Here is an 18,475-nt window from a genome sequence, read left to right as displayed (position 1 = left end):
ATTAGGGGGATAAAGATAAACATGCACATTAAAGATCGAAGTTCTATTCATGGAAATAAAGGGGTAGGAGCGTTTTGGAAGGAGCAATTATCTTCCGAGGTTCTTGATTTTTCTGTATTTAATAGTAATTACCAATTAAATACAGAAAATTCTTGTGAGCACGTTCAAATCATAATGAATGTAGAGTTGAGTAAAGGTATACAAAAAGAAAGTAAGTCTCAAGATTTATTATTATTTAGCTGGTTACAGGCCGCGTTAAGGATTTGTTTGGCACACTATACAGATCAAGGAAGAATTACGATTGGTATTCCTGTAATCGAAAAAAATCTTGAACAAAGCGAGAATCTTAATAAATGGATTCCTATAGGAAGTGAAATCTATCCGCATCATAGCTTTAAACAAGTAGTGAATCAGATTGAAGAAACGACTTTATTCGGGTATGACAATCAGGGGTATCCACTCTCTGAATTATTAGTGGAACATCCTTTAACTCCTTTTCAAATTGTTATTGGGATGGAAGGGTTACATAATAAAGATTTGATAGAAGAATATGCAGAAAATAATTTAGCGGTTTGGATAAGAAGAAAATGGAATGAAATACATAATGAATTTGAATTCCAAATTTCTTTCAAATCTCATTCGTTTTCTTCTTTGCAACAGTTTGCAAATTCGTATCTTTATATTTTAAAGCAAGTATTAAAAAATCCGAATTTGGCAGTGAAAGATATTTGTATTATTGCAGAAGAAGAAAAAGAGTTGTTAGAGGGATGGAATAACAGTCAGACAAGCATAGACTTGTCTCTAACATTTCAAGATTTGTTTGAAGAACAAGTGTTAAAAACCCCAGATCAAATCGCTGTTGTTTGTAATGATCAATATTTAACATATAAAGAATTGAATCAGAAAGCAAATCAATTGGCTTCTATTCTTCAAAGTAAAGGTGTATCCAATGAAAGTATTATTGGGGTTATGGTAGACCGGTCATTAGAAATGATCATTGGCATGATGGGCATTTTTAAAGCAGGTGCAGCATATTTACCAATTGATCCTAACTATCCAAATGAACGAATTGAATATATGTTACAAGATAGTCAAGCAAAATGTTTATTGAGTAAGCGAACGGAAGCAGATTTACCGCAATTTGCTGGTGAAGTGCTGTATCTTGATGAGGAACATCTCTTCCAAGGTGAAGAAAGTAATTTGATTCGGAAAGGCGATCCTAATGATTTGGCTTATGTCATTTACACATCAGGATCAACAGGAAATCCAAAAGGAGTAATGGTGGAACAGAAATCTCTTGTTCATTTTTTAAGTGCAATGAGAGAAAAAGTAAAAGATAATCAATCATTCTTGTTTCTTGCTAGTGTTTCTTTTGATATTTCCTTGTTAGAAATATGTCTTCCTTTAACACAAGGCTCGAAAGTAGTCATTGCTACAGAGGACCAGTTTGCAACAAAAGAATTGGCTCATTTGGTTAAAGTACATAAGGTGGATTTATGGGAATCAACGCCATCGCGAATGGAAGTGATTTTAAGTGATCCAGAAGGGGCGAATTTTCTGAAAGATTTAAAATCTATTTTGTTAGCAGGAGAAGCATTTTCCATTGATTTGGTTGAAAAAATTCGTTGTATCAGTGAAGCAACAATTTTAAATATTTATGGTCCCACAGAAACAACCATTTGCGCAACAGTAAAAGACTTGAGCACTTCCAAAGAAGTTACGATCGGCAAACCAAATCCGAATTATCATTCCTATATATTGAATAAGTATGGCCAATTAAAACCATTTGGAATTCCCGGTGAACTCTGCATTGCTGGAGTAGCGGTAGCACGAGGGTATCTTGGGAAATCTAAACTGACAGATGAAAAGTTTGTACCGAGTCCTTTTACGGCAGGAGAAATGATGTATCATACGGGTGATCTCGTTCGTTGGTTGCCTAATGGAGAACTTGAATATCTAGGTCGAATTGATCATCAAGTAAAAATTCGGGGATATCGGATTGAATTAAGAGAAATCGAAAGTCAGTTAAGGGAACATCCAGAAATAAACCAAGCTATTGTTGTTGATCAAGTATACGGAAATAGGAAATTATTGGCTGCGTACTATGTATCCGATAATAAGGTCTCTTTTGATGAAATCAGAAAATATTTAAGTGATAAATTACCTGAGTTTATGATTCCTGAAAAAATGATTCAGGTGGAAGAGATTCCGCTGAATCCAAATGGGAAAGTAGATAGGAAAAAATTATTAGATATAACACAAACGGATTATGTATCAATTCCATACGTTGCCCCGCGCAATGAAATTGAACAAAAATTGGTGCATGCATGGGAAAAAGTTATGGAGATTGAGGGAATCGGTATTCAAGATAATTTTTTTGCTTTAAAAGGAGAATCGATTAAAGCGCTTCAGGTAATTAATTTATTAAGAAAAGAATGCTTAAAAATAAGTACAACAGATTTTTTTAAGCATCCTACGATTGCTCAACTTAGTTCTTGTGTAGAGGTAGAGCATAAAGAGAAAAACTTTGAAAATAGACCAACTCATGTTAAAGATTTGTCTAAGTCATTTCCATTAACAGAGGTTCAGACAGCGTACATGTTAGGGAGGAATTCACAGTTTGAATTAAGTGGTATTTCACCTCAAACATATTTTGAATATGAAACAAAATTGGATATTAATCGTCTTTCAAAAAGTTTTCAAAAGGTAATTCATCGTCATCCAATGTTGCGAGCTGTAATTTTACCAGAGGGAGAACAGCAAATATTACAAAGCGTTCCTGATTACGAGATTGAAATAGTTAGTCTCATAGACTTAGATGATAGGAATCAAAATGCTCGCTTACAAGAAGAACGTTCTCGAATGACTAACCATGTATTCCCTTTGGGGCAATGGCCTTTGTTTGAATTAAAAGCCTTTCTTTTAAAAGAAGAAACGTATTTATTATGTTTTCGATACGATGCCTTATTAATGGACGGAGCAAGCATGAACATAGTTGGACAGGATTTGTTACATTATTATTATAAACCAAATCAAAAATTAGAATCTCTATCTTTTGATTTTCAAGATTACATGTTTATCTATGATGAAATGGAACAAAGCGAAGAATATAAAACAGCAAAAGATTATTGGACAAGTAAGCTTCCTGACTTTCCATTTGCACCTTCTTTGCTGTTAAAAAAGGATCCGGCAGAGATTGCTACTCCTAAATTCCAATCACTTACTAAGATCCTGGACAATGAAAAGTGGACAAAGCTACGAAAGTTAGCACAAGAGAAAGAAGTAACTCCTTCCGCTCTGCTTTGTACAATATATGGTGATGTGTTGGCATATTGGAGTAATCAACGTAAATTGGCAATTAATTTGACTGTATTTAACCGTTATCCTGTTCATGAAGAAGTAGAACAGATTGTGGGAGATTTCACATCTCTTATTTTGTTGGATGTTGATGTAAAACCAGAGCAATCTTTCTTTACTAGAGTAAAAGAAACGCAATCTACTTTATTAGATGGCCTTGAACACCGTCATTACGATGGAGTTAACTTTATTCGAGATTTTACTCGATACCACCAAATGACGCCAAAAGCAGTTATGCCAATTGTTTTCACTTCGATGCTAGCAGGTGCGGGTGCGTTTGCTTGGGAACAGCTTGGTTCTCTTCGCCATATTCATGCTCGGACTCCACAAGTGTATTTGGATAATGTAGTAATTGAAAAAAATGGAGAGTTATTAATTAGCTGGAACTATGTTGAAGAGTTGTTTGATGTTGATGTAATAGAAGCAATGTTTTCCCAATTTATTGACTTATTGGAACAATTGGTGAAACAAAGCGACGTAACATCTTTGCAGATGAAAGAATCGGATCAAACTTTAATTGAGCAATACAATGAAACAACAGAAAAAATACCTTTAACTACTCTGTATCAATTATTTACAGACCAAGTAAAACGTACACCGGATGAAGTAGCAGTGGTATTTGAGCAAGAATGGTTAACATACTCGGAACTTCATAAACGCTCCAATCAAATTGCGCATTTCTTAAAAGAGCAAGGCATTGGTCAAGGTGACAAAGTGGGTCTTTTAGCAAAAAGACGAGTTGACACAATTGCTAATATGATAGGTATTTTAAAAGCAGGTGCCGCTTATGTTCCGATTGATCCCGATCATCCTTTAGATCGCCAAACATATATTTTAAAAAATAGCTCATGCAAACTTTTATTAGAACCTAGTCTTTATGAAGAAAAACATTTGTCATTATATACAACAGAAGATATGCCCGCTATTGCTGGTCCAGAAGATCTTGCCTATATTATATACACTTCAGGAAGTACAGGGAAACCAAAAGGAGTAATTATTACTCATCAAGCGGTTGCAAATACCATTCAAGACATTAATCAAAAATATCAGTTAAATGAAGATGATCGTATTATTGGTATCTCTTCCATGTGTTTTGACCTATCTGTATACGATATTTTCGGAACGTTAAGCACAGGTGCGATGTTAGTAATGATTCGTGATCCAAGAGACATGCAAGAATTAATCCGTACCGTCGAGCGTAGAGGAATTACAATTTGGAATACAGTGCCTGCAATCATGGATTTGGCATTGGATCAAGTAGGTTCTCATTTTGAACATTCTTCTTTGCGTTTAGTTTTACATAGTGGAGATTGGATTCCACTTTCTTTACCAGAAAAAATAAAACGACATTTTCCGATTGCGGAAGTAGTTTCACTAGGAGGAGCAACAGAAGCATCGATTTGGTCAATTTATTATCCGGTCAAACAGGTGGAATCACATTGGAATAGTATTCCATATGGGATGCCTTTGGCAAATCAAACGTATTATGTGTTGAACTATGAAAAGAAAATGTGCCCTGTTGGTGTAATTGGGGATTTATATATTGGGGGAGTGGGCCTTGCTAAAGGATATTTAAATGATGAACAGAAAACGAATGACGCATTTGTATCACATCCTGATTTTGGTCTTTTATACAAGACAGGAGATTGTGGGAAAATGCATCCTGAGGGATATATTGAATTTTTAGGCCGCCAAGATTATCAAGTGAAAATTCAAGGATATCGAGTAGAGTTAGAAGAAATTGCCCATTGTCTTCTAACTTACAAACAAGTCGAACATGCTGTCGTAATTGATCAAACAGATGAGAATGGAATAAAATTTTTAGTTGCATATGTGGTAACTGAGCAAAATATTAGTACAACAGAACTACGAAAGCATTTGCGAGATCACTTGCCAGATTACATGATTCCTTCTTATTTTGTTTATTTGGGACAATTACCCTTGACTCCAAACGGGAAATTAGATAGAAAAGCGCTCCCTACTCCAGAGAAACAAAAAAATGAAGTATTTATTGCTCCAAAAACTGAAATGGAAAAAATATTAACTAGTGTTTGGCAAGAAGTACTCAAAGTAGATCGAGTTGGGGTAAATGATCATTTCTTTGCCTTAGGTGGAGATTCGATAAAAGCAATTCAAGTGTCCGTTAGACTGTATAGACAAGGATTTGAGCTAGAGCCAAAAAATCTATTTTCATTTCCTATATTAGGAGACATGGTTCAATTTGTTAAAAAGCTAGACCATCTTTCAAGTTCACAAATAAATGATGTAAACAACATGAACGATAATAAAGCTACATTACTAAATGTTAAAGATAAGCAACTTAATCAACATACACTTACCAAAATACAAGAAAAAATGCCGGATATAAAAATAGAACGTATTTACCCATTAGCACCTTTCCAGGAGGTTATTTATGAACATGCCGCGACTGAACCTGATACAAATGCATATTTTGAACAAATAATTTGGTCACTTGAGGGGGAACTGGATATTGATCTCTTTATTCAGTGTTTCCAACAATTAGTTAATCGTCATGATTCTTTAAGAACGATAATTGTGCAAGATGAACAAGCAAAACCTTGGCAAGCAGTTCTACATGATGTTCAAATGATTTCAGAGATAAAAAACTTGATTAAGATGACGAAACAAGAACAGCAAGAATTCCTAGACCAGTGGATGAGTGAAAATTTAAGTCAAGGATTCAAAAATGATGAACTCATGAACCGTCTCTGTATATTCCAACTAGGTAATAACGAGCATAAGGTGGTTTGGAGTTCGCATCATCTATTATGTGATGGTTGGAGCGTCAGCATTTTAATAGACGAATTATTCCAGCTCTATGAAACAAAAAATGCCGGAACTACGGCGGAGTTACCTATGGTAAAACCTTTTGAAACATTCATAAATTGGACTTTAGCACAAGATTATAAGAAAGCACGTCATTTTTGGCGAGATTATTTAGCAGGATACAATCGAAAAACTAGTATTCCTAAAAGGAAAGTGCCAACTAAAAGTGAAGGGTTAAACTTCACTTTTATGGATTTAACATTAGATAAGGATTTAACTAGTCAGTTACAGACATTTGTAACTAAAAACAATATAACTATGAATACGGCATTACTAGCTGTATGGGGAATATTGCTTGGCAAATACAATGGAACGAGAGAAGTAGTATTACCTAATCTCGTATCAATCAGACCTCCTGAAGTAGAAGGAATTGAAAATATGTTCGGTCTGTTCACAAATGTTTTACCTATCCGACTAGCATGGACCGAAACGCAAACTTTTGTAGATTTCCTGCAAAAAGTACAACTAGAAACATTGAAATGTAATGAGTATGCATACTATTCATTTGTTGATATACAAAAGCAAAGTGAATTAAAAAATCAGTTAACTGACCATCTTTGGGTTTTTGAAAACTATCCAACTAACCAAGCTATCTTCTCTTCAAATGAAAACAGAAATTTTGCTATCACAGATTACGAAGTTGTTGATGAACCGCATGTAAAGTATGGAATTATGTGCTTCCCTGAAGAGAAACTTACAATAAAGTTTGGATATGATCAAACCGTATATGAAGAAGCAAAAATACAAGAAATATTGAATCACATGCATCAGTTAATCAATATGATTCTTCAAAATCCAATACAAGCAATCGGTGATTACAAATTATAAAAAATGAAAAGGCGAGCAAGAACTCGCCTTTTTAAATAGAATAGGAGTAAACTATATGACAAAAAACTTGCAGTTATCAACCGAAGAGATGCGTCAGTTAGGATATCAAGCGGTTGACTTGATTGTTGATCATATGAATCATTTAAAAAGTAAACCAGTTTCGGAAACAATTGATAGTAATATTTTTAGAGACAAGCTAATTGAAACGATTCCAGAAAAAGGATCTAATCCAAATGAGTTACTTCATTTTCTTAATAACAATGTGTTTAATCAAATTACTCATGTGGATCATCCTCATTTTATGGCTTTTGTGCCAGGTCCTAATAATTATGTTGGTGTATTAGCAGATTTTTTAGCAAGTGGGTTTAATGTATTTCCTACAGCTTGGATAGTAGGTGCAGGTGCTGAACAAATTGAATTAACGACAATTAACTGGTTAAAATCAATGCTAGGATTCCCTGATTCAGCTGAAGGGCTATTTGTCAGTGGCGGTTCCATGGCTAATTTGACTGCACTTACTGTAGCGAGACAGATTAAGTTGAATAATGACATAGAAAATGCGATTGTTTATTTTTCTAATCAAACTCATTTTTCTGTAGATCGAGCACTTAAAGTATTAGGTTTTAAACAGCATCAAATTTGCCGAATTGAGACAGATGAAGATTTAAAAATTTCAGTTAGTACTTTAAGAAAGAAAATAAAAGAAGATCGATTAAAAGGTAAAAAACCATTCTGTGTTATTGCGAATGCAGGGACAACGAATTGCGGAGCGGTGGACTCCCTCGATGAATTGGCTGATGTATGTGGTGATGAAGATATATGGCTACACGCGGATGGGGCTTATGGGGCTGCAGCAATTCTCAGCGAAAAAGGAAGAGAGTTGTTACGAGGAATTCATCGTGTTGATTCTTTGACGTTAGATCCGCATAAATGGCTTTTTCAGCCTTATGATGTTGGTTGTGTACTCATTCGAAATAGTCAATATTTAAGTGAGACGTTTCGAATGATCCCAGAGTATATTAGGGATACGGAAACCAATATAGAAGAAAAAGTGAATTTTGGGGAGCGTGGAATTGAACTTTCTCGTAGATTTAGAGCATTAAAGGTATGGCTTTCTTTTAAAGCATTCGGAGTTACAGCTTTTCGTGAGGCAATTGATCATGGCATTATGCTAGCTGAACAAGTTGAAAAGTTTTTAAGGAAAGAAAAAGATTGGGAAGTAGTAACACCTGCCCAATTAGGAATTGTTACTTTTCGTTATATTCCATGTGAGCTAACATCTACAGATACAATTCATGAAATAAACAAAAAATTGGTGGAAGAAATTAATCAAAGAGGATTTGCTATGCTAAGTACGACTAAATTAAAAGAAAAAGTAGTAATTCGACTTTGCTCTATCAATCCAAGGACAACAATAGAAGAAATGCTTCAAATTATGATGAACATAAAAGCAGTAGCAGAGGAAATAAACACTTCGTCTAAACATCTTATATCTGTTTCTCAGCCTTGATATATTAGGTGGATTTTACATAGCAATAGCCGATTCTAAATAAGAATCGGCTATTGCTAATAGATAATAACACTCACGAATGTATGCTATTTATGAGTGTTTCTCTTGTAAAGATATTAAGCCTCAACCTTGGATACTCGTTTGAAACCAGTCTTTATTGCTTGTACGATTTCGTTCACAGCATAAATAGATACATCGGCATTTGGATTTAACCCTTCAAACCAGTGATAGGCATTTGGATATAAATGAAACTCCACATCAACACCAGCTTGTGCTAGTTTGCTTACATAGGTTAATGTTTCGCTGCGGAATGGATCTAATTGACCAACAAATGTGTAAGTATACGGTAAGTCACTATAATCTTCAGCTCGAGAAGGTGCTGCATAGGCAGGGATTTGATCCGTTCCATACATTTCTCCTAAATACATTTTCCAACCAGCTTCATTTGCCTTTTGGTTCCAAACAAATCCCTCTTTAATTTCATTCGCTGAAGGTGTATCATTTCTGTCATCAATCATTGGATATAGTGGCATTTGTAAACAAATTGAAGGATATTTTCGATCTCGGGCTAATAATGATAATGCTGCTGTTAGTCCACCGCCAGCGCTTACTCCTGCAACCCCAATTCGATTCGAATCAATGTTTAATGACTTTGCATTATCAGCAATCCATTTTAAAGCTGCATAACAATCCTCAATTGGTGCTGGGTAAGGGTGTTCAGGTGCTAAGCGGTAGTCTACAGACACGACCACACAGCTAGCTTCTTTTGCAAACCTCATACAAGTATCATCGTTATCATCTATAGACCCTAAGATATAACCTCCACCATGTATCCATAATAAGACAGGTAAAGATTCATGATTTGATTTTGGACGATAAATTCGTAATGGTAACGGATTATCATCAGGCCCAACAATGACTTTATCTGTTAAAGAAAGAGAGTCATCAACAACGGTAGGTGGTCTCATTTGAGCTATTCCTTCTCTGATTGATTGCAAGTTTTCCGGGCGTAAATCGAGATCCGGAAACATCTCTAACCCTTGTAATAATTCTGGATTTACTCTATTTTTCATTTTAGCACCTCTATTTGTAATTGTTTTCAAATAAATGAAGTGTATTCTAAGTAGTTTAATTGTGAAAGAACACCACAATTAAATTGTAAATTGAATATGTTATCGTAGTCAACAGAATATTCAGAAATTAAAACCTTTCTCAAGAAGGAATTTCACGCAACTAATAATATAAGTAGTGGATTTAGAAACAAAGTGTTTTTCGTGTCGTTGTACTTATGTACACTTAGTTTTCTAACTAAACCAAGTGATGATCTTTTTTATTTTAATGACATTTTAATGGAAAAAAGATTAGCGGAATTAAACAATTTGAAAGTAGGAGACAAAGTTAAAGTGCAATCAGAGGATAAGAAGGAAACCCTTGAAGTTGAAATTATCGGTATTTACGAAACTGTGCATGTTCCTGTAAAACACCATACACCGCTGTATAAGGGCTCTTACCAGTATAATAAGTATCAGGATTAAACGCCGCTTTAGATTCTTCAGTAAACATGAAAAATGACAAAACTGTAAGAATGCCCGAATGTTTGTAAGAAAGTTCGATGTTTTCCTTTTTCTTTTTTTATTATAGTGAAAAAGAAGAAGGAGATGTCATGCTCATGGTGATACTTATTTTTATGAAATTTTAAAAAACGTGGGAGGGGCAGGAAGATGACGTCTTCTCAACTCGTGTTTATAAACGTTAGTCGAAATTTACGAAGGTATGCCGCCTATTTTTTAAGTGAAAACGTCATGTTAGAGGAAGAAAACAGTACACTCACATAGTTAAGAAGTAGTTAAGTCCCATTTAAACCTTTTTTCCCATAATAAAATTATAAGCGTACAAGAAGGTTTGTATTTTTAGATTAGTACAATAATCAAAACTATTCATGTAATGAAGGTATATGGCAATTAGTTAAATACCTTATTATAAAGGAGGGGTTTGAAAATGTCTTTTTCTCAATTCAATATTGATAGTTTTCGAGCAATTAATGATTTAGGTAAACAATATTCATTCCTAAACTCAACCATGATATTTTTGGCAGAGTATATGGTATATATTTTAGCTTTAATTATTTTAGCTTATTGGTTTACTGGACCTAGAAAAAGTAGGATGATGATTATTCAAGCGATAGTTGCTTTTGTAATTGCTGAGGCGATTGGAAAAATAGTGGGGAAATTTCATCTGAATTATCAACCGTTTGCAGTATTGCCTGATGTGAATAAACTTGTCGACCATGCTGTAGATAATTCATTTCCTAGTGACCATACAATTCTCTTTTTTTCAATTTGCTTTTCGTTTTGGCTTGTTCGTAAAAAAACTGGATGGTTATGGCTTATACTTGCATTTTGTGTAGCGATCTCTCGTATTTGGGTAGGGGTTCATTATCCATTTGATATTGCTATAGGGGCTTTAATAGGATGTGTTTCAGCAGTGTTTACTTATTGGTTAGTACCGAAATTTTCTTTTATCAAGAAATTACTTACTCTATATGAAAGAGTAGAAAAACATGTTTTATTATCCAAAAACAAATCAAAGGGATTGTGAGTATACTCCTGTCTCATCCTCATTACGATTTTCCGCAAGATGCAACTTATTTATATCCACAACGGTGATAAGGAGTTGGTGTACGTCCAAGTAACATAATATCTTATTTGATTTAAACATGACTGTAAATCAAATTTGTACAATTACAAATGTGTCTAGCGCATCTTATACAGAAAGTTAATAGAAATGAACAATTAGCTAATCTTTATTCTGCTAAAGGGGATTTTTAAATGGTTAATGAAATCATTATTATATGGAAGTTTATTTAAAGATAAAGAGGAGTTGGTGGGCTTCATATGACTGCCGAAATAATCTTTGCATCCAATAAATTAGGAATAATAAATGATGATCAATTACAATCGATGCTCAATAAATTTAATTTGGGTAAACTCATTTCATCGAAAAAAACAGCAAATGGAGCGATGGGCCAAACTATGTTTGTCTCGTCAACAGAAGGCGAGTATGTTTTTAAAGGAAACCCACTTTATGCTGGTCAATTGGTTGAGGAAAAGTTCTTTGTAGAAAATATCCATAAAAGAACAAACGTTATTGTCCCTATGCCATATATAATTGATGATTCGGATGAAATTTTTGGTTGGAGTTATTCACTCATGCCTTGTCTTCAAGGCGAACATCTAAACTCAAAATATTTGAAAGCTACTCTCAAATTAAATGACAAGTTTAAAATAGCCGAATTAATTGTTAAAACATTATTTGAATTACATAATTGGAAAGTCAGCGAATTTGGTGAACTTAATACGGACAAACTTGAGATACTTCCCTTTAAAAATTCATACACACAATGGCTTTTCAATAGAATACTATTTTGGTTAGAGGATGCCAAAAAATACTCGAAAATTACGGATAAGGATTTCAAATGGGTGAAAGCTTTATTAGACGATTCCAAGGGGGCTTTTGAGAATTTATCTACTCCAACTTTTGTAATGGGTGATTTTAAGCCTGGAAACTTCTTAATATATTTAGGTGATAATGGATGGGAATTAGGTGGTGTTTTTGATTTTACAAATTCATATTTTGCAGATCCCGTTTCTGATCTAATAAAGATGATTACATACTATATAGATAACAATGAAGGCAATATCGCAAAACATTTAGTTAATTTGTATTGTAGAAATTTAGAAGGGAAAGAGGATATAAAAAAACGTATTAAAGTACATATGCTTCATCAAAGACTTCTAGATTGGGGTTGTGCAAAAGCAATGCATATGGTCACCTGGGATAATGAACTTCCATTTTATGAATGGGTAGAATCGTACACGAATTCAGTAGCAAGTATTATTGAGTAAAATAGAAATCCCCTTATTACGCAATCGTGACTTTAATAAAACAATGAAGGATTTGAGGTTACCCATGAAGACGAAAAGGAATAGATAGTACGTCTAGGTAATAAACTATTTTATTACTTAGACGTATAATCTAAATAATTTCCCGTAAACATTTTATAAGTATTGTTATTGCAGAATTAAACCTACAGTCATAATTAAACTAAATAGTATCAACCAACCAAACGCACAATAACCGAAAATTCTAATCCATTTTGGTAATTGATTCATGTTAACTTTTTTTGTGGGAACTCCCTGCATTGAAAACATCATTTTTTGATCTCTATCCCTATTATTTTGTTGTTCATACATAATATCATCACCTTTCTAGAACTATAGTGTTTATAGTATATCAGTCTGAAGAAAATTATGTATAAGGGCTAGTTTGCATCTTATGTGGTGGATTTTATAAATATCGAAAAAAAAGTCCTACATAAATAGGGCTTTTTTTCTTCAATTATTAACTTACTGGATATGCATTAGAACCAAGATAACGTTCTTTTATAATTTGTAGATGATGAAGCTCATGACCAGCAATGATGTATGCTAATGCACGAACTGTAACTGCAGATTTGTTCGCATTTCCTCTTTGTAACCAAGCGTCTTTATCTAAACTTTTAAGTAAATGTACGGTAGATTGGCGAACAATCATTAAATTCTCAAGAAGATCTTGCATAGATTGCTTGTTGAAATCAGCTTTAAGAACATACATATCATCGTTATAGCCTGGAAGTTCTGCTGTCTCTCCTCGAGCGATAGATAGCAATCGATACGCCGTAATACGTTCTGTGTCCGCTATATGACCAATTACTTCTTTTATACTCCATTTACTAGGAGCATATCGGAAAAGTCCCTCACTATCAGAAATCTCCTTTAATAAACAGTTCGTGTCCTGTATCTGTTGTTCTAGAATATGTATGATATTTCCGTCTGATATCAAGTTAATATACGTTGCATAATATGGGTTATATTCACTTGACTTTGGTCTTATTTGCATACGAATCCTCCTTTGTTTTTAATCTTTAAGTACAGATTATCACAAAAGAGTTTTGAATTAATCTGAAAGTTCGAAATTACAATTAAAAAATTCATCTATTACCTTAGTCGAAATAGTGTACTTTCACATCAATTAACAAACAGAAAAAGGATTTTTGATTTAACTCTTCGAATATCGTTCTATTACGAGTTTTTTGATTACTTTTGATAATATCTAGGAAATAACGAAAGGTTGTGAAATTATTTAATGAGTTATAAAGCGATGCTATTTGATTTAGATGATACGTTACTTGATAGGGATAAGGCAGTAGATAACTTTTTTTTATTAGTTTTAGAAAAGTGTTATGAGGATGTTAGTGATACAGTTAAAAACACTATGTTACAGACATTCAAAGAATACGATAAAAGGGAATACGGTATTAGCGATAAAACGATAGTTTTAGAATCATTATTTGATGAATTCGCGCCGAAATATAGATTGCCACACAATTACATCCAAGATTTTTGGAATGAAAATTTCCCTAAATGTTTTTCAATAGACCAAAATACTATTCATTTCTTAAATCAAATAAAGAAGCAATTTAAAGTTGGCATTATAACAAATGGCTCAACTCAGAGGCAAAAAGCTAAAATATTTAACACGAATTTAAATAGGTATTTTGAAACAATCATTATTTCTGAAGAAGTGGGATTTAGTAAACCTGATAAACGTATATTCGAACTAGCATTAAATAAGCTAAATGCACAGCCGGAAAATACTTTATTTGTTGGGGATGACTTACAAAAGGATATTGCTGGTCCTCAAAATGTAAATATAAAAGGTGTGTGGTTTAACCCTCAGAAAATCAAGAATACTACCCAAATACAACCATATGCCGAGATTAACACTTTGGATAGTTTGTTAAGTTATGTTACTCCACAATATTTTTATAACAAGTAAAAGCAATTTCATATATATATTCAAAAATATAAAAAAGAGAAACTATCTATGATTAATACGAAGTTTTGTAAAACAATTTTACTCATACTGTGTACATTATAAAGAGGTGGGACTATGGAGATAAAGAAAGTAGTAATCGATGGAATCAATATTGCGGTCATTAGAAACGATAAGGTATTAATATCGGATGTTCAGTCTGCATTAGATACTATGGCAACAGTTCAATATGAGGTAGATGCGAAACATATTATTATCCCAAAATCTTTAATAAGCAAAGACTTCTTTGATCTAAAGACACGTCTTGCGGGCGATATTCTTCAAAAGTATATAAACTACAAGGTTAAGATTGCTATCATTGGAGATTTCTCTATGTATACTAGTAAAAGCTTAAAGGATTTTATTTATGAATGTAATAAAGGAAAAGACATTTTTTTCTTAGCAACTGAACAACAGGCAATTGAAAAACTAAGTACATTGAAGTTTTAATAATACCCCAGTAAAATCTCTTTTTTTCACGTCGCTTATTATTTACAACATATAAGAACTGATGTTTGTGATAAACTAAGAGGTGAATAAAGGGGGATTTTACTTGAACAAATTTAATGATGTAATCGTAAATTTAAACAATATAATTTACAAACCTAACGAATTAATAATCACGAATCTAAAAGAAGAACAACAAAACGCAGAATATGCGGGATGTTTATTTTACTTAAATCATAAAAGCATTCGTTTTAGAATATCAAAAATTACCCCTAATAAAATTGGGCAATTTGTTTCTTTTTGGGAGAAAGATGACAATATGCAAAATCAAGCTTTTTCTTATGACGCTGCTCCTGACTTATTAGTTATCACTTGTATTGATGATAATAAACTAGGACAATTTATTTTCCCTAAAGAAATTATTCTTAAAGAAAAAATATTGAAAACACAAAGTCAAAAAGGCAAGATGGCTATGAGAATTTATCCACTTTGGGATACTCCTGTTAGCAATCAAGCGAAAAAGAGCCAAATGTGGCAACTTCAATATTTTGTTGATTTAAGTGATCCTAATAATTTACCTATAGATAAATTATTAAATTTGTATTTGTAGCTTCTTTTCTTATGTAATCTTGTGAGTTGGACTTTTTGTACCGGTACAGTTAAACGAAATGTACATTGTTTCAGTACCCCATCAAATTTACAATCAGCATATACTATTTTAACTTATACATGTTAAGGGGTGCTGACTATGACAGGTCTACAACATAAGCTTTTTACAAGATTGAATCTTGCAAACCGTACTGAAGTGAAGTTTGAAGAATTAAATACAATTCTCTTTGCATTTGCACACACTATACCATTTGAGAATTTAGATGTGATAACACGTAATGCGAATACAATTACTATGGAAAATTTACAGAATAAAATTTTAACTACATCCCGCGGCGGACTTTGTTATGAATTAAATACTCTTTTTTACTACTTTTTAAAAGAATGTGGTTATGATGTACAACTTGCCCTTGGAACCGTATATAAAAATGATATAAACGCATGGGCACTTGAGGATGGGCATATAACGATTATTTTAAATTATGATAACAAACGATACTTAATTGATGTAGGTATTGCTTCATTAGTACCTTTAACCCCCGTACCTTTTACTGGAGAATCTGTTTCCTCTAAAAATGGTTCGTATCGAGTGAGAAAACGAGACACAAGTAAAGGAAATTACATTTTAGAAAGAAAAGATACGAATGGAGATTGGAAAGTTTGTCATGCTTTTTATAATCGTATCATTGATGAAGTAGTAGTGAACGATGTTCAAAAAAGAGTAATAGAAGATGAGAAATCTGTTTTTAATAAGGGACCAATTGCGGTGAAATTGACGGACTATGGCCATGTCTCTTTAACGAATACTAGTTTAACTGAAATGATTCGTGAGGAAAAAACGAAACGTGTAATTACAGAAGATCAATATAGGGAGTTTTTATATACTTTATTTGCTATTGAGTTGTGATGTAACCAATAGCTAGCCGGTTCTTATACAGAATCGGCTATTTTATTTTAAAACTACTATTAAAGTTTGATTTTCTTAACAGATATAATACACTAGAACGGTATGAACAATGAATTTTGAATGTAAAGGAAGATTTTTATGTCAATTATTGATAAATTGAAACTTAATAAGTATACAAATATGGTCGTGATTAATGAACCAAGTGATTATGACATTTTTACAGGGAAAGAAACTGCATTTTCCAAAGATCATGATGCCATTTTTATTTTTGTAGAAACACTTGATGAAATGGTGAAACAAACGAATTTTATTATTAGTAATGAAGAATTACTAATTGAAAAAGGCTACATATTCTTCGCGTATCCGAAAAAAGGTAATTCTCGTTACAGTACGTTTATTCACAGTGATGAAATGTTTCCTGCATTAAGCGTTGGCGAAGATGGGTATGTAGGACAGAGTGATATTAAATTTGCACGAATGGTAAGTATGGACGACGTCTTTACTGTTGTAGGCTTAAAGCGTGAAAAGAAAAAAGAGAAGAAAACGCCTGCTATGAGTCAATGTGTCGCTGATTATGCAGATCGTATTAAAGATGTTGAAGCATTATTGGCTAATCATCCAAATGAACTTACGTTTTATCAAAGTTTAACACCTGGATATCAAAAAGATTGGGCACGTAATTTATTTTCTGTAAAACAAGAAAAAACACGCGATAAACGTCTTGAGAAAATGATTGAAATCCTTTCACAAGGCTATAAAACAATTGAACTATTTCGTAAGAATAAAAAATAACGATTAGGAAATTCACAATGATGCAACAATTAATTATGCTTAGCACATTGAAAAAAGGATTCCTTTCAGTATACTAAAGTATGTTCTTATATTTAAATAATTAGCAAAAGAGAAAAGGTGTTTGAAATGAAATCGTATATTGTAGTTGGAGCTGGTATTTTAGGAGCGTCTACTGCTTATCATCTAGCTAAAGCAGGTGCGAACGTTACTATCGTGGATCGCCAACAATTAGGTCAAGCAACTGATGCAGCAGCTGGTATTGTATGTCCTTGGCTTTCACAGCGTCGTAATAAAGCGTGGTATAAAATCGCTAAAGGCGGTGCGCGTTATTATTCTTCTTTAATTCAGCAATTAGAAGAAGACGGTGAAACAGATACAGGATATAAGCGTGTAGGTGCAATTAGTTTACATACTGATGAGAAAAAGTTAGATAAAATGGAAGAACGAGCTTATAAACGACGTGAAGATGCACCAGAGATTGGAGAAATTACACGTTTATCTGCTGAAGAAACGAAAAAATTATTCCCGGCATTATCAGAAGAATACAGTTCTGTTCATATTAGTGGCGCTGCACGAGTAAACGGAAGATCATTGCGTAATGCATTAATAAGTGCTGCGAAAAAACATGGTGCAACTTTTATTAAAGGTGATGCAGAATTAGTCAGTGAAGGTAATCTTATTACTGGAGTTAAAGTAAATGACGAAACAATGGTAGCGGAAAAGGTAATTGTAACTGCAGGCGCATGGGCGAATGAAATATTGAATCCATTAGGTGTTAATTTCTTAGTTACGTTCCAAAAAGGACAAATTGTTCACCTGCAAACGGAAAATACAGCAACAGGCCATATGCCAGTTGTTATGCCACCAAACGATCAATACATTTTAACATTTGACGATGGTCATGTCGTAATTGGAGCTACCCACGAAAACGAAACTGGCTTCGATCATCGTGTAACAGCAGGTGGTTTACATGAAGTATTCCATAAAGCATTAACAGTTGCACCTGGTTTAGAAAATGGTACTATGCTTGAAACGAGAGTTGGATTTAGACCATTTACGCCAGGATTCTTACCTGTAATTGGGCCACTTCCTAACTTTGAAGGTATTCTCGTTGCGAACGGATTAGGTGCTTCAGGTTTAACTGCCGGCCCATATTTAGGATCAGAATTAGCTAAACTAGCACTTGGTCAAACAATTGAATTAGATTTAAACGATTATGACGTTGCGGGTGCAATTGAATAATAAAAAAGATTAGGATTCGCTCC

The 18,475-nt window shown here is 33.5% G+C and carries 13 protein-coding genes and 1 pseudogene; 11 read left to right on the top strand and 3 right to left on the bottom strand.

Translation table 11 applies throughout. The features are described from left to right. Positions 1 to 21: 21 nt before the first annotated feature. Positions 22 to 7,032, top strand: coding sequence for a non-ribosomal peptide synthetase (locus AC3WVA_RS13470; RefSeq protein WP_142342000.1), 7,011 nt, complete (start codon positions 22 to 24; stop codon positions 7,030 to 7,032). Between the two features lie 55 nt (positions 7,033 to 7,087). Next, a complete protein-coding gene (locus AC3WVA_RS13465) occupies positions 7,088 to 8,542 on the top strand; it encodes an aromatic-L-amino-acid decarboxylase (RefSeq protein ID WP_048525789.1) in 1,455 nt (484 codons plus the stop codon). Positions 8,543 to 8,658: 116 nt separating this feature from the next. Here the strand turns inward: AC3WVA_RS13465 and AC3WVA_RS13460 are convergent, their stop codons facing one another. Continuing rightward, positions 8,659 to 9,615: an alpha/beta hydrolase gene (locus AC3WVA_RS13460; RefSeq protein WP_098880873.1), complete on the bottom strand. Its 957-nt coding sequence runs from the start codon at positions 9,613 to 9,615 to the stop codon at positions 8,659 to 8,661. 264 nt (positions 9,616 to 9,879) lie between these two features. On the opposite strand from AC3WVA_RS13460, the pseudogene AC3WVA_RS13455 reads away from it, so the two are divergent. The 3 genes and pseudogenes from AC3WVA_RS13455 to AC3WVA_RS13445 form a co-directional block, all read left to right on the top strand. Beyond that, positions 9,880 to 10,035: pseudogene (locus tag AC3WVA_RS13455) on the top strand (ABC transporter permease); the annotation flags it as partial. 505 nt (positions 10,036 to 10,540) lie between these two features. Continuing rightward, positions 10,541 to 11,140 (top strand): undecaprenyl-diphosphatase, encoded by a 600-nt coding sequence (locus AC3WVA_RS13450; RefSeq protein ID WP_492321995.1) that lies wholly within the window; start codon positions 10,541 to 10,543, stop codon positions 11,138 to 11,140. Positions 11,141 to 11,436: 296 nt separating this feature from the next. After that, on the top strand, positions 11,437 to 12,447 hold the full coding sequence (locus AC3WVA_RS13445; protein ID WP_098344405.1) for an aminoglycoside phosphotransferase family protein: 1,011 nt from the start codon (positions 11,437 to 11,439) through the stop codon (positions 12,445 to 12,447). Between the two features lie 165 nt (positions 12,448 to 12,612). Here the strand turns inward: AC3WVA_RS13445 and AC3WVA_RS13440 are convergent, their stop codons facing one another. Then, on the bottom strand, positions 12,613 to 12,795 hold the full coding sequence (locus AC3WVA_RS13440; protein WP_048525779.1) for a hypothetical protein: 183 nt from the start codon (positions 12,793 to 12,795) through the stop codon (positions 12,613 to 12,615). A 148-nt stretch (positions 12,796 to 12,943) separates the two neighbouring features. Next, entirely contained in the window at positions 12,944 to 13,480 is a 537-nt protein-coding gene (locus tag AC3WVA_RS13435; RefSeq protein ID WP_098344406.1) for a DinB family protein, read from the bottom strand. A gap of 246 nt (positions 13,481 to 13,726) precedes the next feature. Here AC3WVA_RS13435 and AC3WVA_RS13430 point away from each other — a divergent pair, with 246 nt between their 5' ends. From AC3WVA_RS13430 to AC3WVA_RS13405, 6 genes are all read left to right on the top strand, one after another. After that, the gene (locus AC3WVA_RS13430) at positions 13,727 to 14,419 is read left to right on the top strand and encodes an HAD family hydrolase (RefSeq protein WP_098880877.1); all 693 of its coding nucleotides are present in this window, start codon (positions 13,727 to 13,729) and stop codon (positions 14,417 to 14,419) included. Between the two features lie 114 nt (positions 14,420 to 14,533). Then, positions 14,534 to 14,905 (top strand): DUF4180 domain-containing protein, encoded by a 372-nt coding sequence (locus tag AC3WVA_RS13425; protein ID WP_048525774.1) that lies wholly within the window; start codon positions 14,534 to 14,536, stop codon positions 14,903 to 14,905. A gap of 103 nt (positions 14,906 to 15,008) precedes the next feature. Continuing rightward, a complete protein-coding gene (locus AC3WVA_RS13420) occupies positions 15,009 to 15,512 on the top strand; it encodes a MepB family protein (RefSeq protein WP_048525772.1) in 504 nt (167 codons plus the stop codon). A gap of 138 nt (positions 15,513 to 15,650) precedes the next feature. Beyond that, complete coding sequence (locus AC3WVA_RS13415; protein ID WP_098520672.1) at positions 15,651 to 16,418, top strand: arylamine N-acetyltransferase family protein; 768 nt, start codon at positions 15,651 to 15,653, stop codon at positions 16,416 to 16,418. A 138-nt stretch (positions 16,419 to 16,556) separates the two neighbouring features. Continuing rightward, positions 16,557 to 17,210: a YdeI/OmpD-associated family protein gene (locus AC3WVA_RS13410; RefSeq protein WP_492321994.1), complete on the top strand. Its 654-nt coding sequence runs from the start codon at positions 16,557 to 16,559 to the stop codon at positions 17,208 to 17,210. A gap of 126 nt (positions 17,211 to 17,336) precedes the next feature. After that, a complete protein-coding gene (locus AC3WVA_RS13405; protein WP_098344461.1) occupies positions 17,337 to 18,452 on the top strand; it encodes an NAD(P)/FAD-dependent oxidoreductase in 1,116 nt (371 codons plus the stop codon). The last annotated feature ends 23 nt before the right edge of the window (positions 18,453 to 18,475 follow it).

The organism is Bacillus sp. EB106-04-02-XG92, assembly GCF_058791995.1.
The sequence above is the reverse complement of the archived record's forward strand: the minus strand, read 5'-3'. Positions and strand labels throughout refer to the sequence as shown.

What these genes read in the sequence shown, in the direction of transcription:
- AC3WVA_RS13410 (WP_492321994.1), top strand. Translation starts at nt 16,557, where the DNA reads ATGTCAATTATTGATAAATTGAAACTTAATAAGTATACAAATATGGTC.
- AC3WVA_RS13430 (WP_098880877.1), top strand. Translation starts at nt 13,727, where the DNA reads ATGAGTTATAAAGCGATGCTATTTGATTTAGATGATACGTTACTTGAT.
- AC3WVA_RS13425 (WP_048525774.1), top strand. Translation starts at nt 14,534, where the DNA reads ATGGAGATAAAGAAAGTAGTAATCGATGGAATCAATATTGCGGTCATT.
- AC3WVA_RS13435 (WP_098344406.1), bottom strand. Translation starts at nt 13,480, where the DNA reads ATGCAAATAAGACCAAAGTCAAGTGAATATAACCCATATTATGCAACG.
- AC3WVA_RS13445 (WP_098344405.1), top strand. Translation starts at nt 11,437, where the DNA reads ATGACTGCCGAAATAATCTTTGCATCCAATAAATTAGGAATAATAAAT.
- AC3WVA_RS13405 (WP_098344461.1), top strand. Translation starts at nt 17,337, where the DNA reads ATGAAATCGTATATTGTAGTTGGAGCTGGTATTTTAGGAGCGTCTACT.
- AC3WVA_RS13440 (WP_048525779.1), bottom strand. Translation starts at nt 12,795, where the DNA reads ATGTATGAACAACAAAATAATAGGGATAGAGATCAAAAAATGATGTTT.
- AC3WVA_RS13450 (WP_492321995.1), top strand. Translation starts at nt 10,541, where the DNA reads ATGTCTTTTTCTCAATTCAATATTGATAGTTTTCGAGCAATTAATGAT.
- AC3WVA_RS13460 (WP_098880873.1), bottom strand. Translation starts at nt 9,615, where the DNA reads ATGAAAAATAGAGTAAATCCAGAATTATTACAAGGGTTAGAGATGTTT.
- AC3WVA_RS13470 (WP_142342000.1), top strand. Translation starts at nt 22, where the DNA reads ATGCACATTAAAGATCGAAGTTCTATTCATGGAAATAAAGGGGTAGGA.
- AC3WVA_RS13415 (WP_098520672.1), top strand. Translation starts at nt 15,651, where the DNA reads ATGACAGGTCTACAACATAAGCTTTTTACAAGATTGAATCTTGCAAAC.
- AC3WVA_RS13465 (WP_048525789.1), top strand. Translation starts at nt 7,088, where the DNA reads ATGACAAAAAACTTGCAGTTATCAACCGAAGAGATGCGTCAGTTAGGA.